Origin of the sequence: Rhodococcus sp. 06-418-5 (assembly GCF_002258285.1) — a bacterium.
Lineage (GTDB): Bacteria > Actinomycetota > Actinomycetes > Mycobacteriales > Mycobacteriaceae > Rhodococcoides.
In genome coordinates this window covers 23026-36665 of record NZ_NOYE01000022.1, presented here as the reverse complement: position 1 = coordinate 36665, position 13640 = coordinate 23026, and the positions used below count along the sequence as shown (strand labels likewise).

The following is a 13640-nucleotide window of genomic DNA, read 5'->3' as shown; positions in this document are numbered from 1 at the left end:
CCATAGCCGGTCACAGTGCCCCGCAGTATCACCACAGCCCGTGTGTCACATGTCCCTGGACATCTCGTGTCTCATATGTCTCCGGACTCAACACGTAGCAGAGGTCGAGTTTCCGTGCACGTGCGGCGAAGCCGCTCTGTCAGCTGTCGAAGCCCAGACCCAGCGCGTCCATTCCCTTGAGCCACAGGCCGCGCTTGCCGCCGTTGCGGTCGGCTCGGGCGAACTCGGCGCGGGTGACGTTGATGCCGATGGATCTGATGGGCTCGGGTGGGAACGGCAGCGGCTTGCTGCGCACCATCTTCAGTCGTGTTCGTTCGGTGTCCTTGCCGTCCAGCAGATCGAGGGCGGTGCGGGCCCCGAAGTGCGACGCGCCGACGCCGAGGCCGGTGAATCCGGCCACCGAGGCCACCCGTCCGTTCAGTCCGAGGTCCCAGAAGGCGCTGAACCGCGAGCACGTGTCGATCGACCCGCCCCAGGCATGGGTGGCACGGATTCCTTCGAGGCCGGGGAACATCTGCAGCAGGTGTTCGGCGAGCAATGCGAACTCTTCGGGATGTTGGGTTCGGCGTGGGTCGGTGTCGCTACCGTAGAAGTAGTGCGCGTCCCACCCGCCGAACAGGATGCGGTTGTCCGCCGTCAAGCGGAAGTAGTGGAATCTGTTGCCGGAGTCGGCCAATCCTTCACGGCCGGACCAGCCGATGTCAGCGAGCTGCGACGGACTCAGTGGCTCGGTCATGATGACGTAATCCCACACGGGCACGATCCAGTGGCGGAGCTTTCGGCGCAACGACTTCGATGCGGAGGTAGCCAGCAGAACCTTGCCCGCTTCGATGGTTCCGTAGCCTGTCTTCACCCGAATACCGTTACCGGTCTTGTCGATCGACAGCGCCTTGGTGTTCTCGTGGATGTGTACGCCGAGCGACTCGGCCGCGTCGGCCAGGCCCCAGGCCAGTTTGGCGGGGTCGATCATCGCGACGTCGGGGTCGAACAGTGCGCCGCGCGCCATGGGTGAGGCGATTCTGGACCGCACTGCCGCGGCATCGAGGTATTCCATCGGCTGCGACAGTCCTCTCCCCTCGTCGCCGAGCTCCCGCAGGTCGTCCACCTGCCAGTCGAAATTGGCGATGTCGAGCTCGCCGGTGCGTTCGATGTCGGCGTCGATTCCGTACTTCTCCGCAGTCGCGCAGATCGCATCGAGCGTCTCGGTGCCCATGCGCAGCAGCTCGGGTAGTTCGTCGGCGTAGCGGTCGAGTCCGTTGCTCAGTCCGTGCGTCAGGCTGGCCGCGCAGAAGCCGCCGTTGCGTCCGGTTGCGCCCTCGGCGATTCGATCGCCTTCGAGCAGGACGATCGACCGGTTCGGATTCTCCTCCGCCGCCTGCAGAGCCGCCCACAATCCGGTGAACCCGCCGCCGACGATCACCAGATCCGCGGCTGCCGAACCCATCTGCCGTGGCCGTGGTGCCGGGCGTTCGGGACGGTCGAGCCAGTAGGACTCCGGTGCCGCGCCCGCCACCATCGCCACGCCGCGGTCGGTGGGGGCGGTTGCCCATGACGCGCTCATCGGGCATCCCCCTGCGCCTCGGGATGGGCCGAAGCGAACACCGTTCGGTGCCAGGCCTTTCGAGCCACACCGGTGATATCGGTCATGACGTGCTTGACGGTCAGATACTCGTCGAGAGAGTAGCTCGACATGTCCTTCCCGAACCCCGAGGCCCCGAACCCGCCGTGTGGCATCTCGCTGATGATCGGGATGTGGTCGTTGATCCACACACAGCCGGCGGCGATCTCCCGCGTCGCTCGGCCCGCGCGGTACACGTCCCTGGTCCAGGCGGAGGCGGCCAGTCCGAACTCGGTGTCGTTGGCGCGTCGGATCGCATCGTCGTCTCCGTGATGCTTCGTCACCGTGAGCACCGGGCCGAACACCTCGTCGCGATAGATCTCGTCCTGCTCGCCGACATCGGCGATCAGGGTCGGCGGGTAGAACGCACCCGGGCCCTCCGGGACACGGCCTCCGGTGACGATCCTGGCTCCGGTGGCGCGAGCCCGATCCACCATGGCGGCAACACGATCGCGGTGCGCGAGGGAGATCAACGATCCCATGTCGGTCGCCGGATCGGTCGGGTCTCCCATCACGACGCGTCCCATCAATTCGGCGACTCCGGCGACGAAGTCGTCGTACAGGGATTCGGCGACGATGGCGCGGGTGGCTGCCGTGCAGTCCTGGCCGCCGTTGATCAACGATCCCGCGACGGCTCCGTGGATGGCTGCGTCGAGATCTGCGTCTTCGAACACCACCAGCGGTGCCTTGCCGCCGAGCTCGAGCTGCACGCGGGTGCCGTGCGCGGCGGCCTGCGCCATCACGCGCCTGCCGACGGGAGTGGAGCCGGTGAACGTCATCAGGTCCAGACCCGCGTGGGATGACAGTGCGACGCCTGCGTCGAGACCGGTTCCGGTGACCACGTTGAACACCCCGTCGGGAACGCCTGCTTCGGTGGCCAGGCGCGCCAGCCGCAACGTGGTCAGCGGGGTGAGTTCACTGGGTTTGAGCACGATGGAGCATCCGGCCGCCAACGCAGGCATCGCTTTCCACACCGCCATCTGCAGCGGATAGTTCCACGGCGTGATCGAACCGACCACTCCGACGGCATCGCGACGGATGGCGGAGGTGTGCTCACCCGAGTACTCCGCAGCGGCCTTGCCGTCCAGGTGCCGCGCCGCTCCGGCGAAGAACTCGATGTTGTCGACGCTGCCCGGAACGTCGAATTCCCTTGCCAGTCTTGATGATTTGCCGGTCTGCGCCACTTCCTCGGACACGAAGTTCTCCGCGTCGGCGGCCACGAGCCGCGCCAGTTCCGTCAACACGGCACTGCGGTGCGCGGGGGTGGCGGTGGACCATGCGGGAAAGGCCGATCGGGCATGCGCGAGAGCCGAATCGACGTCGGCGGCGGTGGCCAGACCCACCTCGGCGACGACCGCTCCGGTCGCGGGATCGTCGATCTCGTACCGATCACCGCTACCGTCCGCCGAGCGTCCACCGATCCAACAACCAGGAATGTTCGCCATGCCTGCGACAGTACCGTCAGATCCACGGATTCTCTCTGTTTCTGGCCTTTCGACAACGGATTCTGTCGTATCGATCGAGAAATAACACGCTTTTCATCGTCGACGGGTTGTGTTCACGGCCACCACAGTGACAAGATCGATCCATGCCCGAGCAACCACCCATCGCACTCGACGACGTCTCCAAGGCGATCATCGAGCAACTCCAGGAGGACGGGCGTCGCTCGTACGCTGCCATCGGCAAAGCCGTCGGACTCTCGGAAGCGGCTGTCCGCCAACGAGTTCAGCGCCTGACGGACTCCGGCGTCATGCAGATCGTCGCGGTGACCGATCCGGTACAGGTCGGATTCAAGCGCCAGGCCATGATCGGCATCAGGTGCACCGGCGACAGTTACGCACTGTCCGAGGAACTGTCGGCGATCGACGCGATCGACTACGTCGTCCTCACCGCAGGGTCGTTCGACGTCGTCGTGGAAGTGGTGTGCGAGGACGACGAACAACTCCTGCAGATCCTGAACAAACAGATCCGCAGTCTGGACGGTGTCACCAGCACCGAAACGCTGGTCTATCTCAAACTCGTCAAGCAGCAATACAATTGGGGAACACGATGACGCGAACGACATCCGAGCTCGACGCCTCCGCAGCCAAGTATCTGTGGGGCCACTTCACCCGCCACGGCGCAGGGGTCACTCCCCCGATCATCACCCGCGGCGAAGGGTCGACCATCTGGGACTCGAACGGCAAGAGCTACATCGACGGTCTTTCGGGGCTGTTCGTGGTGCAGGTGGGGCACGGCCGGGAGGAACTGGCCGAGGCTGCCGCGAAGCAGGCCAAGGAGTTGGCCTTCTTCCCCCTGTGGTCGTACGTGACCGAACCTGCGATCGAGCTCGCCGAGCGGCTCGCCGGGTACGCCCCCGGCGATCTGAATCGCGTCTTCTTCACCACCGGCGGCGGCGAGGCCGTCGAGAGCGCGTGGAAGCTCGCCAAGCAGTACTTCAAGAAGGTCGGCAAGCCCGGTAAGCACAAGGTGATCTCGCGATCCATCGCGTACCACGGCACCCCGCAGGGCGCGCTGGCCATCACCGGGATCCCTGCGCTCAAGGAACCGTTCGAGCCGCTGACACCGGGCGCGTTCCGAGTGCCCAACACCAACATCTACCGCGCCCCCGCTCCCCTGGACACCGATCCCAAGGCGTTCGGAATCTGGGCAGCGGACCGGATCGCCGAGGCCATCGAATTCGAGGGCCCGGACACGGTTGCCGCGGTGTTCCTCGAGCCGGTTCAGAACGCCGGCGGCTGCTTCCCTCCACCGCCCGGATACTTCGAGCGGGTCCGTGAGATCTGCGACCGGTACGACGTTCTGCTCGTCTCCGACGAAGTCATCTGCGCTTTCGGCCGGATCGGGTCGATGTTCGCCTGCAGCGACTTCGGCTACGTGCCGGACATCATCACCTGCGCGAAGGGTATGACCTCGGGCTACTCGCCCATCGGCGCAATGATCGCCTCCGACAAGCTCTTCGAGCCGTTCGACGACGGCAAATCGAGCTTCGCGCACGGGTACACCTTCGGCGGCCACCCCGTCTCCGCCGCCGTGGCCATGGCCAATCTCGACATCTTCGAGCGCGAGGGCATCAACGCGCACGTCGCAGACAGTGCACCGGCGTTCCGTGCGACGCTCGAGAAACTGCACGACCTGCCGATCGTCGGAGACGTGCGAGGCGAGGGATTCTTCTACGGCATCGAGTTGGTCAAGGACAAGACCACGAAGGAGACGTTCAGCGACGCCGAAGCCGAACGCATCCTTCGCGGCTTCCTGTCCACGGCCTTGTTCGACGCAGGCCTGTACTGCCGCGCCGACGACCGCGGCGACCCGGTGGTGCAGCTGGCTCCGCCACTGATCTGCGGTCAGAAGGAGTTCGACGAGATGGAGCAGATCCTGCGCAGCGTTCTGACCGAGGCAGGGAACCTGATCTGACGGAGGCTGCTACCGGCCGATGCGGTCGATCACGAGGGGCCTCGGCTGCGGGGCCGTGGCCCCTATCTCCCAGCTGGATTCGAGTGCCTGCTGCGCATACTCGAAGCGCTCGGGAGTATCGGTGTACAGCGTCGCCAGCCGATCTCCTGCCCGCACCCGATCGCCGGGCTTGGCGTGCAATCGGACACCGGCGGCGGCCTGCACCGGCTCACCCTGTCGCTCGCGGCCCGCGCCCAGCCGCCACGCCGCCAGTCCGACGCCCATCGCGTCCAATCCGGTGACGACACCGTCGGTGGCGGCGGTGAAGTCCTGGCTCTCGCGGGCGACGGGTAGTGCGGCATCGGGATCGCCGCCCTGCGCGGCGATCATCGTCCGCCACCGATCCATGGCCGAACCGTCGGCGAGTTTGTCGGCGGGGTCGATGCCCTCGATCCCGGCTGCGGCGAGCATCGTGCGGGCCAGCGTGATCGTCAGCTCGACGATGTCGGCCGGCCCACCTCCGGCGAGTACCTCGACCGATTCCTCGACCTCCAGCGCGTTGCCCGCGGTGAGCCCGAGCGGGGTGTCCATCGCGGTCAGCACCGCCAGAGTTCGTACGCCCGCGTCGGTTCCGAGCTCGACCATCGCGGTCGCGAGTTCGCGTGCGTCGTCGACGTTCTTCATGAACGCGCCTGCACCCACCTTGACGTCCAACACGAGCGCCCCGGTGCCCTCGGCGATCTTCTTGCTCATGATCGAACTGGCGATCAACGGGATGGATTCGACCGTTCCTGTCACGTCTCGTAGGGCGTAGAGCTTCTTGTCGGCGGGGGCCAGATCGGCACCGGCAGCGCACACGACAGCACCGATCGCCGGATCGGCGAGGATGCGGTGCATCTCGTCGCCGCTCAGATCCGCCCGCCACCCGGGGATCGACTCGAGCTTGTCGAGCGTTCCGCCGGTATGGCCCAGTCCTCGACCGGACAGCTGCGGCACAGCGGCCCCGCAGGCGGCGACCAGCGGAGCCAGCGGCAGCGTGATCTTGTCTCCGACACCACCGGTCGAATGCTTGTCGACGGTGGGCAGCGGCAGCGTCGAGAAGTCCATTCGTGTGCCCGACGCGATCATCGCGTTCGTCCACGTACCGAGCTCGCGACGCGACAGTCCGCGCCACAGAACGGCCATCGCGAGAGCCGACATCTGTTCCGGCGCGACGGATCCGCGGGTGAACTCCGCGATCACCCATTCGATCTGTTCGTCGTCGAGAACCCGCCCGTCGCGTTTGGCGCTGATGATCGATACGGCGTCAGGCATGGTTGTTCACGCGTCCTTCGTCGAGGTTGTCGGGGCCGAAAGCATTCGGGAGCAACTCTGCCAGTCGAGCCGGTCCCGAGACGGTGTCGACGAGCAGATCCGGGCCGCCGAACTCGTACAGCAGCTGTCGGCATCGCCCGCACGGCATCAGAATTTCACGTCGGGAATCGCAGCACGAAAAGGCCACGAGTCTGCCGCCGCCGGTCGTGTGCAGGTTCGAGACCAACCCGCACTCCGCACACAGCCCCAAACCGTATGAGACATTTTCCACATTGCACCCGGTGACTATCCGATTGTCGTCCACCAGAGCCGCGGCTCCGACCGGAAAGTTCGAGTACGGGGCGTAGGCACGGCTCATTGCCTCATGAGCATTGTCGCGCAACGTCTTCCAGTCGATTTCGTTCATGGTGAACCATCCAATCACGGTGTCTGAATTGATGCAGAGATCCGGCCGAATGTGCCTGCGGCAATTGGGAAGGCAAACCTAACACCGGATTTCGGCAGCGTACGAACCTCGAGTCGAATTAGTTCCGTGTTTCGAATGGGTTTACAGTTTCGAGTAAGCGGCTAGTACAACCAGCACTAGGGCCGAATCGCGACAAATCGAGCCAGGCAAGACCGGCCACCGGGGCTCGATGCGTCCACCAACGACGTTGGAGGCATTGCACTCGATGAGTAGCACGACGGAAGTCGCTCCGGTCAAGGAGCGCAAGCGGTCTCTGTACCGCGGGGATCCGGGCATGTGGTCCTGGGTTCTGCACCGCATCACTGGCGTGTTGACGTTCTTCTTCTTGTTCGTCCACGTCCTCGACACGGCGATGGTTCGGGTCAACCCCGAGACGTACGACGCCATCATCGAGACCTACAAGACCCCGCTCGTCGGCCTGATGGAGATCGGCCTCGTCGCGGCTGTGCTGTACCACGCGTTGAACGGCATCCGCGTGATGTTGATCGACTTCTGGTCCAAGGGACCGCAGTACCAGAAGCCGATGCTGTGGGCGATCGCAGTGGTCTGGCTCGTCGTCATGATCCCCGGCGCGGGACGAATCTTCTACAACATGTTCACGGCGGGTGGTCACTGATGTCGACGCAGGGTCCCGAGGCGAAGGTCCTCGGCACGAACTACGACCGTCCGGCCAGCTTGGCCAACCCGCGCTCGCCGCGGCGCCAGAGCAAGGGCAACTTCGAGCTCTACGCATGGCTGTTCATGCGCTTCTCCGGCCTGGCACTCGTCGTGCTCGTGCTGGGCCACATGTTCATCATGCTCATGCTCGACGACGGTGTGCACCGCATCAACTTCGCATTCGTCGCCGGTCGCTGGGCCAGCCCGTTCTGGCAGTTCTGGGACCTGACGATGCTGTGGTTGGCGCAGCTGCACGGCGGCAACGGCCTGCGCACGATCATCGCGGACTACTCCCGCAAGGACTCGACGCGTTTCTGGCTGACCACGCTGCTGGTGCTGTCGATGATCCTCATCATGGGCGTCGGCACCTACGTCATCTTCACGTTCGATCCCAACATCACGGCGAGCTAAGGACACTGACGCTTACATGCAGGAACATCGTTACGACGTACTGATCGTCGGCGCAGGCGGTGCCGGTATGCGTGCTGCGATCGAGGCCGGACCCCGTGCTCGGACAGCCGTACTGACCAAGCTCTACCCCACGCGCTCGCACACCGGCGCGGCTCAGGGTGGCATGTGTGCCGCACTGGCCAATGTCGAGGAAGACAACTGGGAGTGGCACACGTTCGACACCGTCAAGGGCGGCGACTACCTCGCCGACCAGGACGCGGTGGAGATCATGGCCAAGGAAGCCATCGACGCAGTTCTCGACCTCGAGAAGATGGGTCTTCCGTTCAACCGGACGCCCGAGGGCAAGATCGATCAGCGACGCTTCGGTGGTCACACCCGTGACCACGGCAAGGCTCCGGTCCGTCGTGCGTGCTACGCAGCCGACCGCACCGGCCACATGATTCTGCAGACGCTCTACCAGAACTGCGTCAAGCACGACGTCGAGTTCTACAACGAGTTCTACGCACTGGATCTGTGTCTGACCGAGACCGATGACGGTCCCGTCGCAACCGGCATCATCGCCTACGAGCTCTCCACCGGTGAGCTGCACATCTTCCACGCGAAGTCGATCATCTTCGCCACCGGCGGCTCGGGCCGGATCTACAAGACCACCTCCAATGCCCACACCCTCACCGGTGACGGCATGAGCATCGTGTTCCGCAAGGGTCTTCCCTTGGAGGACATGGAATTCCACCAGTTCCACCCGACAGGTCTCGCAGGCCTGGGCATCCTCATCTCCGAGGCCGTACGAGGCGAGGGCGGCATCCTGCGAAACGAGTCGGGCGAACGCTTCATGGAGCGCTACGCACCGACCATCAAGGACCTCGCGCCCCGCGACATCGTCGCGCGCTCGATGGTGCTCGAGGTGCTCGAAGGACGCGGCGGCGGCCCGAACAAGGACTACGTCTACATCGACGTCACGCACATCCCCGAGGAAGTTCTCGACGAGAAGCTCCCGGACATCATGGAGTTCTCCCGCACGTACCTCGGTGTCGACCCCGTCAAGGAGCCGGTACCCGTCTACCCGACGTGCCACTACGTCATGGGCGGCATCCCCACCAAGATCCGCGGCGAGGTTCTGCGCAACAACGAGGACATCGTTCCCGGTCTCTACGCGGCCGGCGAGTGCGCCTGCGTCTCCGTGCACGGAGCCAACCGTCTCGGCACCAACTCGTTGCTCGACATCAACGTCTTCGGGCGTCGTGCCGGCATCGCCGCCGCCGAGTACGCGAACTCGGTCGACTTCACCCCGCTCCCCGAGGAGCCGGCGAAGATGGTGCAGGACTGGCTGGAGCTGATCCTCTCCGATCACGGCCACGAGCGCGCAGCCGACATCCGTACCGAGATGCAGCAGTCGATGGACAACAACGCATCGGTGTTCCGTACGGAAGAGCGTCTCGAGACGGCACTCAAGGATGTCCGCGCCCTCAAGGAGCGGTACAACAAGATCACCGTCGAGGACAAGGGCAAGCGCTACAACAGCGACCTGCTCGAGGCCATCGAACTCGGCTTCCTGCTCGAAATGGCGGAGGTCACGGTCGTCGGCGCACTCAACCGCAAGGAATCGCGCGGCGGACACGCTCGCGAGGACTACCCCGAGCGCAACGACGCCGAGTACATGAAGCACACCATGGCCTACAAAGAGGGCGAAGGTCTGCTCACCGAGATCCGCTTGGATTACAAGCCGGTAATCCAAACCCGCTACGAGCCGATGGAGCGGAAGTACTGATATGAGCGCACCCACCCTGGACAAGAAGTCCAACGAGTCCGATCTGCCGCCCGTCCCCGAGGGCGCGGTGATGGTCAACCTCAAGATCGCGCGCTTCAATCCCGAGAGCGGTGACGGTCAGCGCTGGGACACCTTCCAGGTCCCCACCCTGGCCACCGACCGTCTGCTCAACCTGCTGCTGTACGTGAAGGGCTACCTGGACGGCACGCTCACGTTCCGTCGCTCGTGCGCACACGGAGTCTGCGGCAGCGACGCGATGCGTATCAACGGTGTCAACCGTCTCGCCTGCAAGGTGCTCATGCGCGACATGCTCCCCAAGGACTCGTCGAAGACGCTGAACATCACCATCGAGCCCATCAAGGGTCTGCCGGTGGAGAAAGACCTCATCGTCGACATGGAACCCTTCTTCGACGCCTTCCGCGCCGTGAAGCCGTTCCTGATGACGACGGGTAACGAGCCGACCCGTGAGCGTATCCAGTCCGCAGCGGACCGCGCCCGGTTCGACGACACCACCAAGTGCATCCTGTGCGCGTGCTGCACCACCTCGTGCCCCGTGTTCTGGAGCGATGGCAGCTACTTCGGTCCGGCCGCCATCGTCAACGCGCACCGGTTCATCTTCGACAGCCGTGACGAGGGTGCAACCGAGCGTCTGGACATCCTCAACGACGTCGAGGGTGTGTGGCGCTGCCGCACCACCTTCAACTGCACCGACGCGTGCCCTCGCGGCATTCAGGTGACCAAGGCCATCCAGGAAGTCAAGCGCGCGTTGCTCTTCGCACGCTGACACCGTCTCGCACCGACGCCGAACGCCCCTTCGCACACGCGAAGGGGCGTTCGGCGTTCGTCGGTCAGACGAACGCGCCGAAGCCCGTCACTCCGCGGCCGACGATCAGGTTGTTGATCTGCGCGGTTCCCTCGTAGGAGTACAGGGCCTCGGCGTCGGCGAAGAATCTGATGACGTCGTGCTCGATGAGAATTCCGTTGCCGCCCAGAATCTCTCGGGCCCAGGCGACGACCTCGCGCAGCCGCGTCGTACAGAACGTCTTCGCCAGCGCCGCATGCTCGTCGTGGTGGACGCCGTTGCCCTGCAACTGAGAGACACGGATCGCCATCCCGAGCGAGGCGGTGATGTTGGCCGTCATGCGTGCGATCAGGTCGGAGATCAGCTGGAACGACGCGATCGGGGATCCGAACTGTTCGCGTTCGCGCGCATAGGCCACCGCCCGCTCGTACGCGCCCATCATCACGCCCACCGCCTGGAACGCCACTCCTCCGCGGGTCAGACGGAGCACCTTCGCGGTATCGGCGAACGAGTTGGCGTCGGCCAGCTTGTTGGCGACCGGGACTCGGCAGTTCTCCAGATGGATGTCGGCGTTCTCGACGGCGCGGAGCGAATACTTGCCCTCGATCTTCTCCGCCCGGAACCCCTCGAAGTCTCGCTCGACGACGAAACCCTTGACCTCGCCGTCGGCCTCGTCCTTGGCGAATACGATGGTCAGGTCTGCGAAGGTGGCGTTTCCGATCCAGCGCTTGCTGCCGTTGAGGATCCAGTGATCACCGTCGAGGCGAGCTGTGGTCTCGAGTCCGCCTGCGACGTCGGAGCCACCGTGCGGTTCGGACAGTCCGAACGCGCCGATCTTCTCCATTCGGCGCATGGCGGGCAACCATCGTTCGCGCTGCTCCTCGGACCCGAGAATCGAGATACTGCTCATCGCCAGCGAACTGTGCACGCTGAACATCGTTCCCGTGGACGGATCGACCCGGGCGAACTCCATTTCGAGCCAGCCGGTGAGCAGCTTGCGTGAGGCCTTGCGATCATCGAACGCGTAGCCGAGACCGGCGATCTCGAGTTCGGCGATCTTCGGCATCAGGTGCACCGGAGAGGTGGCCTTCTCCCAGAATTCGTTCGCCCGCGGCGCGACCTCGTCCTGCAGGAACCGGCGGGTACGCAGGACCACCTCGGTCTCGGTGTCGTCGAGCATGCTCTGGTACCCGTAGAAATCGGATTCGAGAAAGTCCGGCGCCAGTGGTCCGAGGGGCTCGTGCTCGCTCATGTTCGGCTCCTTCGTCTGGTGCCTCCGTCGGGCACCGCTACCGAACTTCTACCCGCCGCGCCCGATTCTCACGCATGCAACCGCCGCCCCGAGATGTCAGCGACGTAGTTCGTCGGAGAGGGTCGCCAGTTCGTCGCCGCCCGCCATCTCTGTGGTGAGGTCGTCGAGCGAGATGTCCTCGTGCGCACAGTCCAACGTCTGACGTCCACGATCGAGGAGGACGAAGTGATCTCCGACCATGTACGCGTGATGCGGATTGTGAGTGATGAACACGACGCCGAAGCCTTTCTCCCTGGCCGCCGAGATGTACCGGAGAACCATGCCGGACTGTTTGACGCCGAGAGCGGCGGTCGGCTCGTCGAGAATGAGTACTCGGGCACCGAAGAAGATGGCCCGAGCGATGGCCACGCACTGACGTTGGCCACCGGACAGTGAGCCGATGGGGGCATCGACATCGGGCAGATCGATACCCATCTTGCGGAGTTCGTCGATGGTTCTCGCGCGCATCGCGTTGGTGTCGAGGGTCTTGACGACCTTGCCCCTGCGCAGCTCCTGACCGAGAAAGAAGTTGCGCCACACCGGCATCAGGGAGACGACGGCGAGGTCCTGGTAGACCGTGGCGATGCCCTGGTCGACTGCCTGCTTGGGCGAGCCGAACGTGGTTGCGGTGCCGTCGACGAGCAGTTCCCCCTCCGACTGCTTGTGCAGCCCGGACATGATCTTGATCAGAGTGGACTTGCCTGCGCCGTTGTCACCGAGGACGCAGGTGACCTCACCGGCACCGACGCGGAGGTCTATCCCGCGCAGCGCGATGATGTTGCCGTAGCTCTTGCCCACGCCCTTCAGTTCGATGAGGGGCGTGTTGTCCGAGGACGTCATGGTCACCTTTTCGCCGCGTAGTTGCGGAAGGAGCTGTTCGCGATCACTGCGAACAGCAGCATCGCGCCGAGGAAGAACTTGAACCAGTCAGGGTTCCAGCCTGCATAGACGATGCCCTGGTTGGTCATGCCGAAGATGAACGCTCCGATGAACGCACCGACGGCCGTGCCGTATCCACCGGTGAGCAGGCATCCGCCGATCACGGCGGCGATGATGTAGAGGAACTCGTTGCCCACGCCCTGACCGGACTGAACGGTGTCGAAGGCGAACAACAGGTGCATGCCGACGAACCAGGCGCAGAAGCCGACGAACATGAACAAGCCGATCTTGACCCGAGTGACCGGGACACCGACCGCACGGGCCGATTCCTGGTTGCCGCCGACAGCGAAGATCCAGTTACCGGTACGGGTCTTCATCAGCACCCAGGTCGCGGCGAGGGTGAACACGATCCACCAGACGACGGTGATGCGGACCGAGACCCCCAGCAGCGAAAACGAGGACGAGAAGACCGCCCTGGCCGAGTCGAATCCCTCCATGTCCGAGATGGACGGAGTGGCGACCTGGCCGGTGACGAGCTTGGTGACGGCGAGATTGATGCCGGTGAGCATCAGGAACGACGCCAGTGTGATCAGGAACGACGGAATTCTGGTCGTCATCACCAGGTATCCGTTGAAGAACCCGACCGCCAGTGCCAGCACCAGCGCCAGCGCCGAGCCGGTCCAGACGTTCAGATGCAGGTTGTAGGCCAGCATGGAGGCCATGATCGAGGAGAACGTCACCGCAACCCCGGTGGAGAGGTCGAATTCACCGCCGATCATCAACAGCGAGACACCGATCGCCATGATGCCGATGGTCGAGGACGCGTACAGCACGGTGGCGAGAGCCTCGGGCGACCGAAACGGCGGTGCCACGATGCAGAAGAAGACGAAGATGGCGACCGCGCCGAACAGCGCCCCGACCTCCGGGCGAATCAGTAACCGCTGCAACGGCTTCTGCTTCTTGACCCGCTCGTCCGCTGTCACGGTGTGTTCGGACAGAGCCGGATCGGCCTGTGTGGACATGAGATTCCTTCCGCGC

General features: G+C 64.4%; 13 protein-coding genes. 6 read left to right on the top strand and 7 right to left on the bottom strand.

The genetic code is table 11. From position 1 onward, the window contains the following. Nucleotides 1-139: 139 nt before the first annotated feature. Nucleotides 140-1561 (bottom strand): NAD(P)/FAD-dependent oxidoreductase, encoded by a 1422-nt coding sequence (locus CH274_RS18185; protein ID WP_094658407.1) that lies wholly within the window; start codon nucleotides 1559-1561, stop codon nucleotides 140-142. Next, nucleotides 1558-3063: a gamma-aminobutyraldehyde dehydrogenase gene (locus CH274_RS18180; RefSeq protein ID WP_094658406.1), complete on the bottom strand. Its 1506-nt coding sequence runs from the start codon at nucleotides 3061-3063 to the stop codon at nucleotides 1558-1560. Before CH274_RS18180 ends, CH274_RS18185 begins: the two co-directional genes overlap by 4 nt. Before the next feature lie 143 nt (nucleotides 3064-3206). On the opposite strand from CH274_RS18180, the gene CH274_RS18175 reads away from it, so the two are divergent. Beyond that, nucleotides 3207-3671, top strand: coding sequence for an Lrp/AsnC family transcriptional regulator (locus CH274_RS18175; protein WP_032397459.1), 465 nt, complete (start codon nucleotides 3207-3209; stop codon nucleotides 3669-3671). After that, nucleotides 3668-5035 (top strand): aspartate aminotransferase family protein, encoded by a 1368-nt coding sequence (locus tag CH274_RS18170; RefSeq protein WP_094658405.1) that lies wholly within the window; start codon nucleotides 3668-3670, stop codon nucleotides 5033-5035. Before CH274_RS18175 ends, CH274_RS18170 begins: the two co-directional genes overlap by 4 nt. Nucleotides 5036-5044: 9 nt before the next feature. Here the strand turns inward: CH274_RS18170 and CH274_RS18165 are convergent, their stop codons facing one another. Continuing rightward, nucleotides 5045-6328, bottom strand: a complete 1284-nt coding sequence (locus CH274_RS18165) for a thymidine phosphorylase (RefSeq protein ID WP_094630136.1) — start codon at nucleotides 6326-6328, stop codon at nucleotides 5045-5047. Then, complete coding sequence (locus CH274_RS18160; RefSeq protein ID WP_032398212.1) at nucleotides 6321-6734, bottom strand: cytidine deaminase; 414 nt, start codon at nucleotides 6732-6734, stop codon at nucleotides 6321-6323. The genes CH274_RS18165 and CH274_RS18160 overlap by 8 nt, the downstream gene beginning before the upstream one ends. 265 nt (nucleotides 6735-6999) lie before the next feature. Between CH274_RS18160 and sdhC the strand changes: the two genes are divergently transcribed. The 4 genes from sdhC to CH274_RS18140 are packed head-to-tail and all read left to right on the top strand — an operon-like array spanning nucleotide 7000 to nucleotide 10414. Further along, nucleotides 7000-7410, top strand: coding sequence for a succinate dehydrogenase, cytochrome b556 subunit (sdhC, locus tag CH274_RS18155; RefSeq protein ID WP_082073728.1), 411 nt, complete (start codon nucleotides 7000-7002; stop codon nucleotides 7408-7410). Further along, a complete protein-coding gene (locus tag CH274_RS18150; RefSeq protein WP_032397462.1) occupies nucleotides 7410-7862 on the top strand; it encodes a succinate dehydrogenase hydrophobic membrane anchor subunit in 453 nt (150 codons plus the stop codon). Before sdhC ends, CH274_RS18150 begins: the two co-directional genes overlap by 1 nt. 16 nt (nucleotides 7863-7878) lie before the next feature. After that, nucleotides 7879-9630 carry a succinate dehydrogenase flavoprotein subunit gene (gene sdhA / locus CH274_RS18145; RefSeq protein WP_032397463.1) on the top strand — a complete coding sequence of 584 codons (1752 nt, stop codon included), beginning with the start codon at nucleotides 7879-7881 and terminating at the stop codon, nucleotides 9628-9630. A 1-nt stretch (nucleotide 9631) separates the two neighbouring features. Next, nucleotides 9632-10414: a succinate dehydrogenase iron-sulfur subunit gene (locus CH274_RS18140; RefSeq protein ID WP_008718029.1), complete on the top strand. Its 783-nt coding sequence runs from the start codon at nucleotides 9632-9634 to the stop codon at nucleotides 10412-10414. A 64-nt stretch (nucleotides 10415-10478) separates the two neighbouring features. On the opposite strand, the gene CH274_RS18135 is transcribed toward CH274_RS18140, so the two are convergent. The 3 genes from CH274_RS18135 to CH274_RS18125 form a co-directional block, all read right to left on the bottom strand. Beyond that, a complete protein-coding gene (locus CH274_RS18135) occupies nucleotides 10479-11684 on the bottom strand; it encodes an acyl-CoA dehydrogenase family protein (protein ID WP_094658404.1) in 1206 nt (401 codons plus the stop codon). A gap of 96 nt (nucleotides 11685-11780) precedes the next feature. After that, nucleotides 11781-12563, bottom strand: a complete 783-nt coding sequence (locus tag CH274_RS18130; protein ID WP_094645459.1) for an ATP-binding cassette domain-containing protein — start codon at nucleotides 12561-12563, stop codon at nucleotides 11781-11783. A gap of 2 nt (nucleotides 12564-12565) precedes the next feature. Next, nucleotides 12566-13624: an ABC transporter permease gene (locus CH274_RS18125; RefSeq protein ID WP_094645344.1), complete on the bottom strand. Its 1059-nt coding sequence runs from the start codon at nucleotides 13622-13624 to the stop codon at nucleotides 12566-12568. Between the last annotated feature and the right edge of the window lie 16 nt (nucleotides 13625-13640).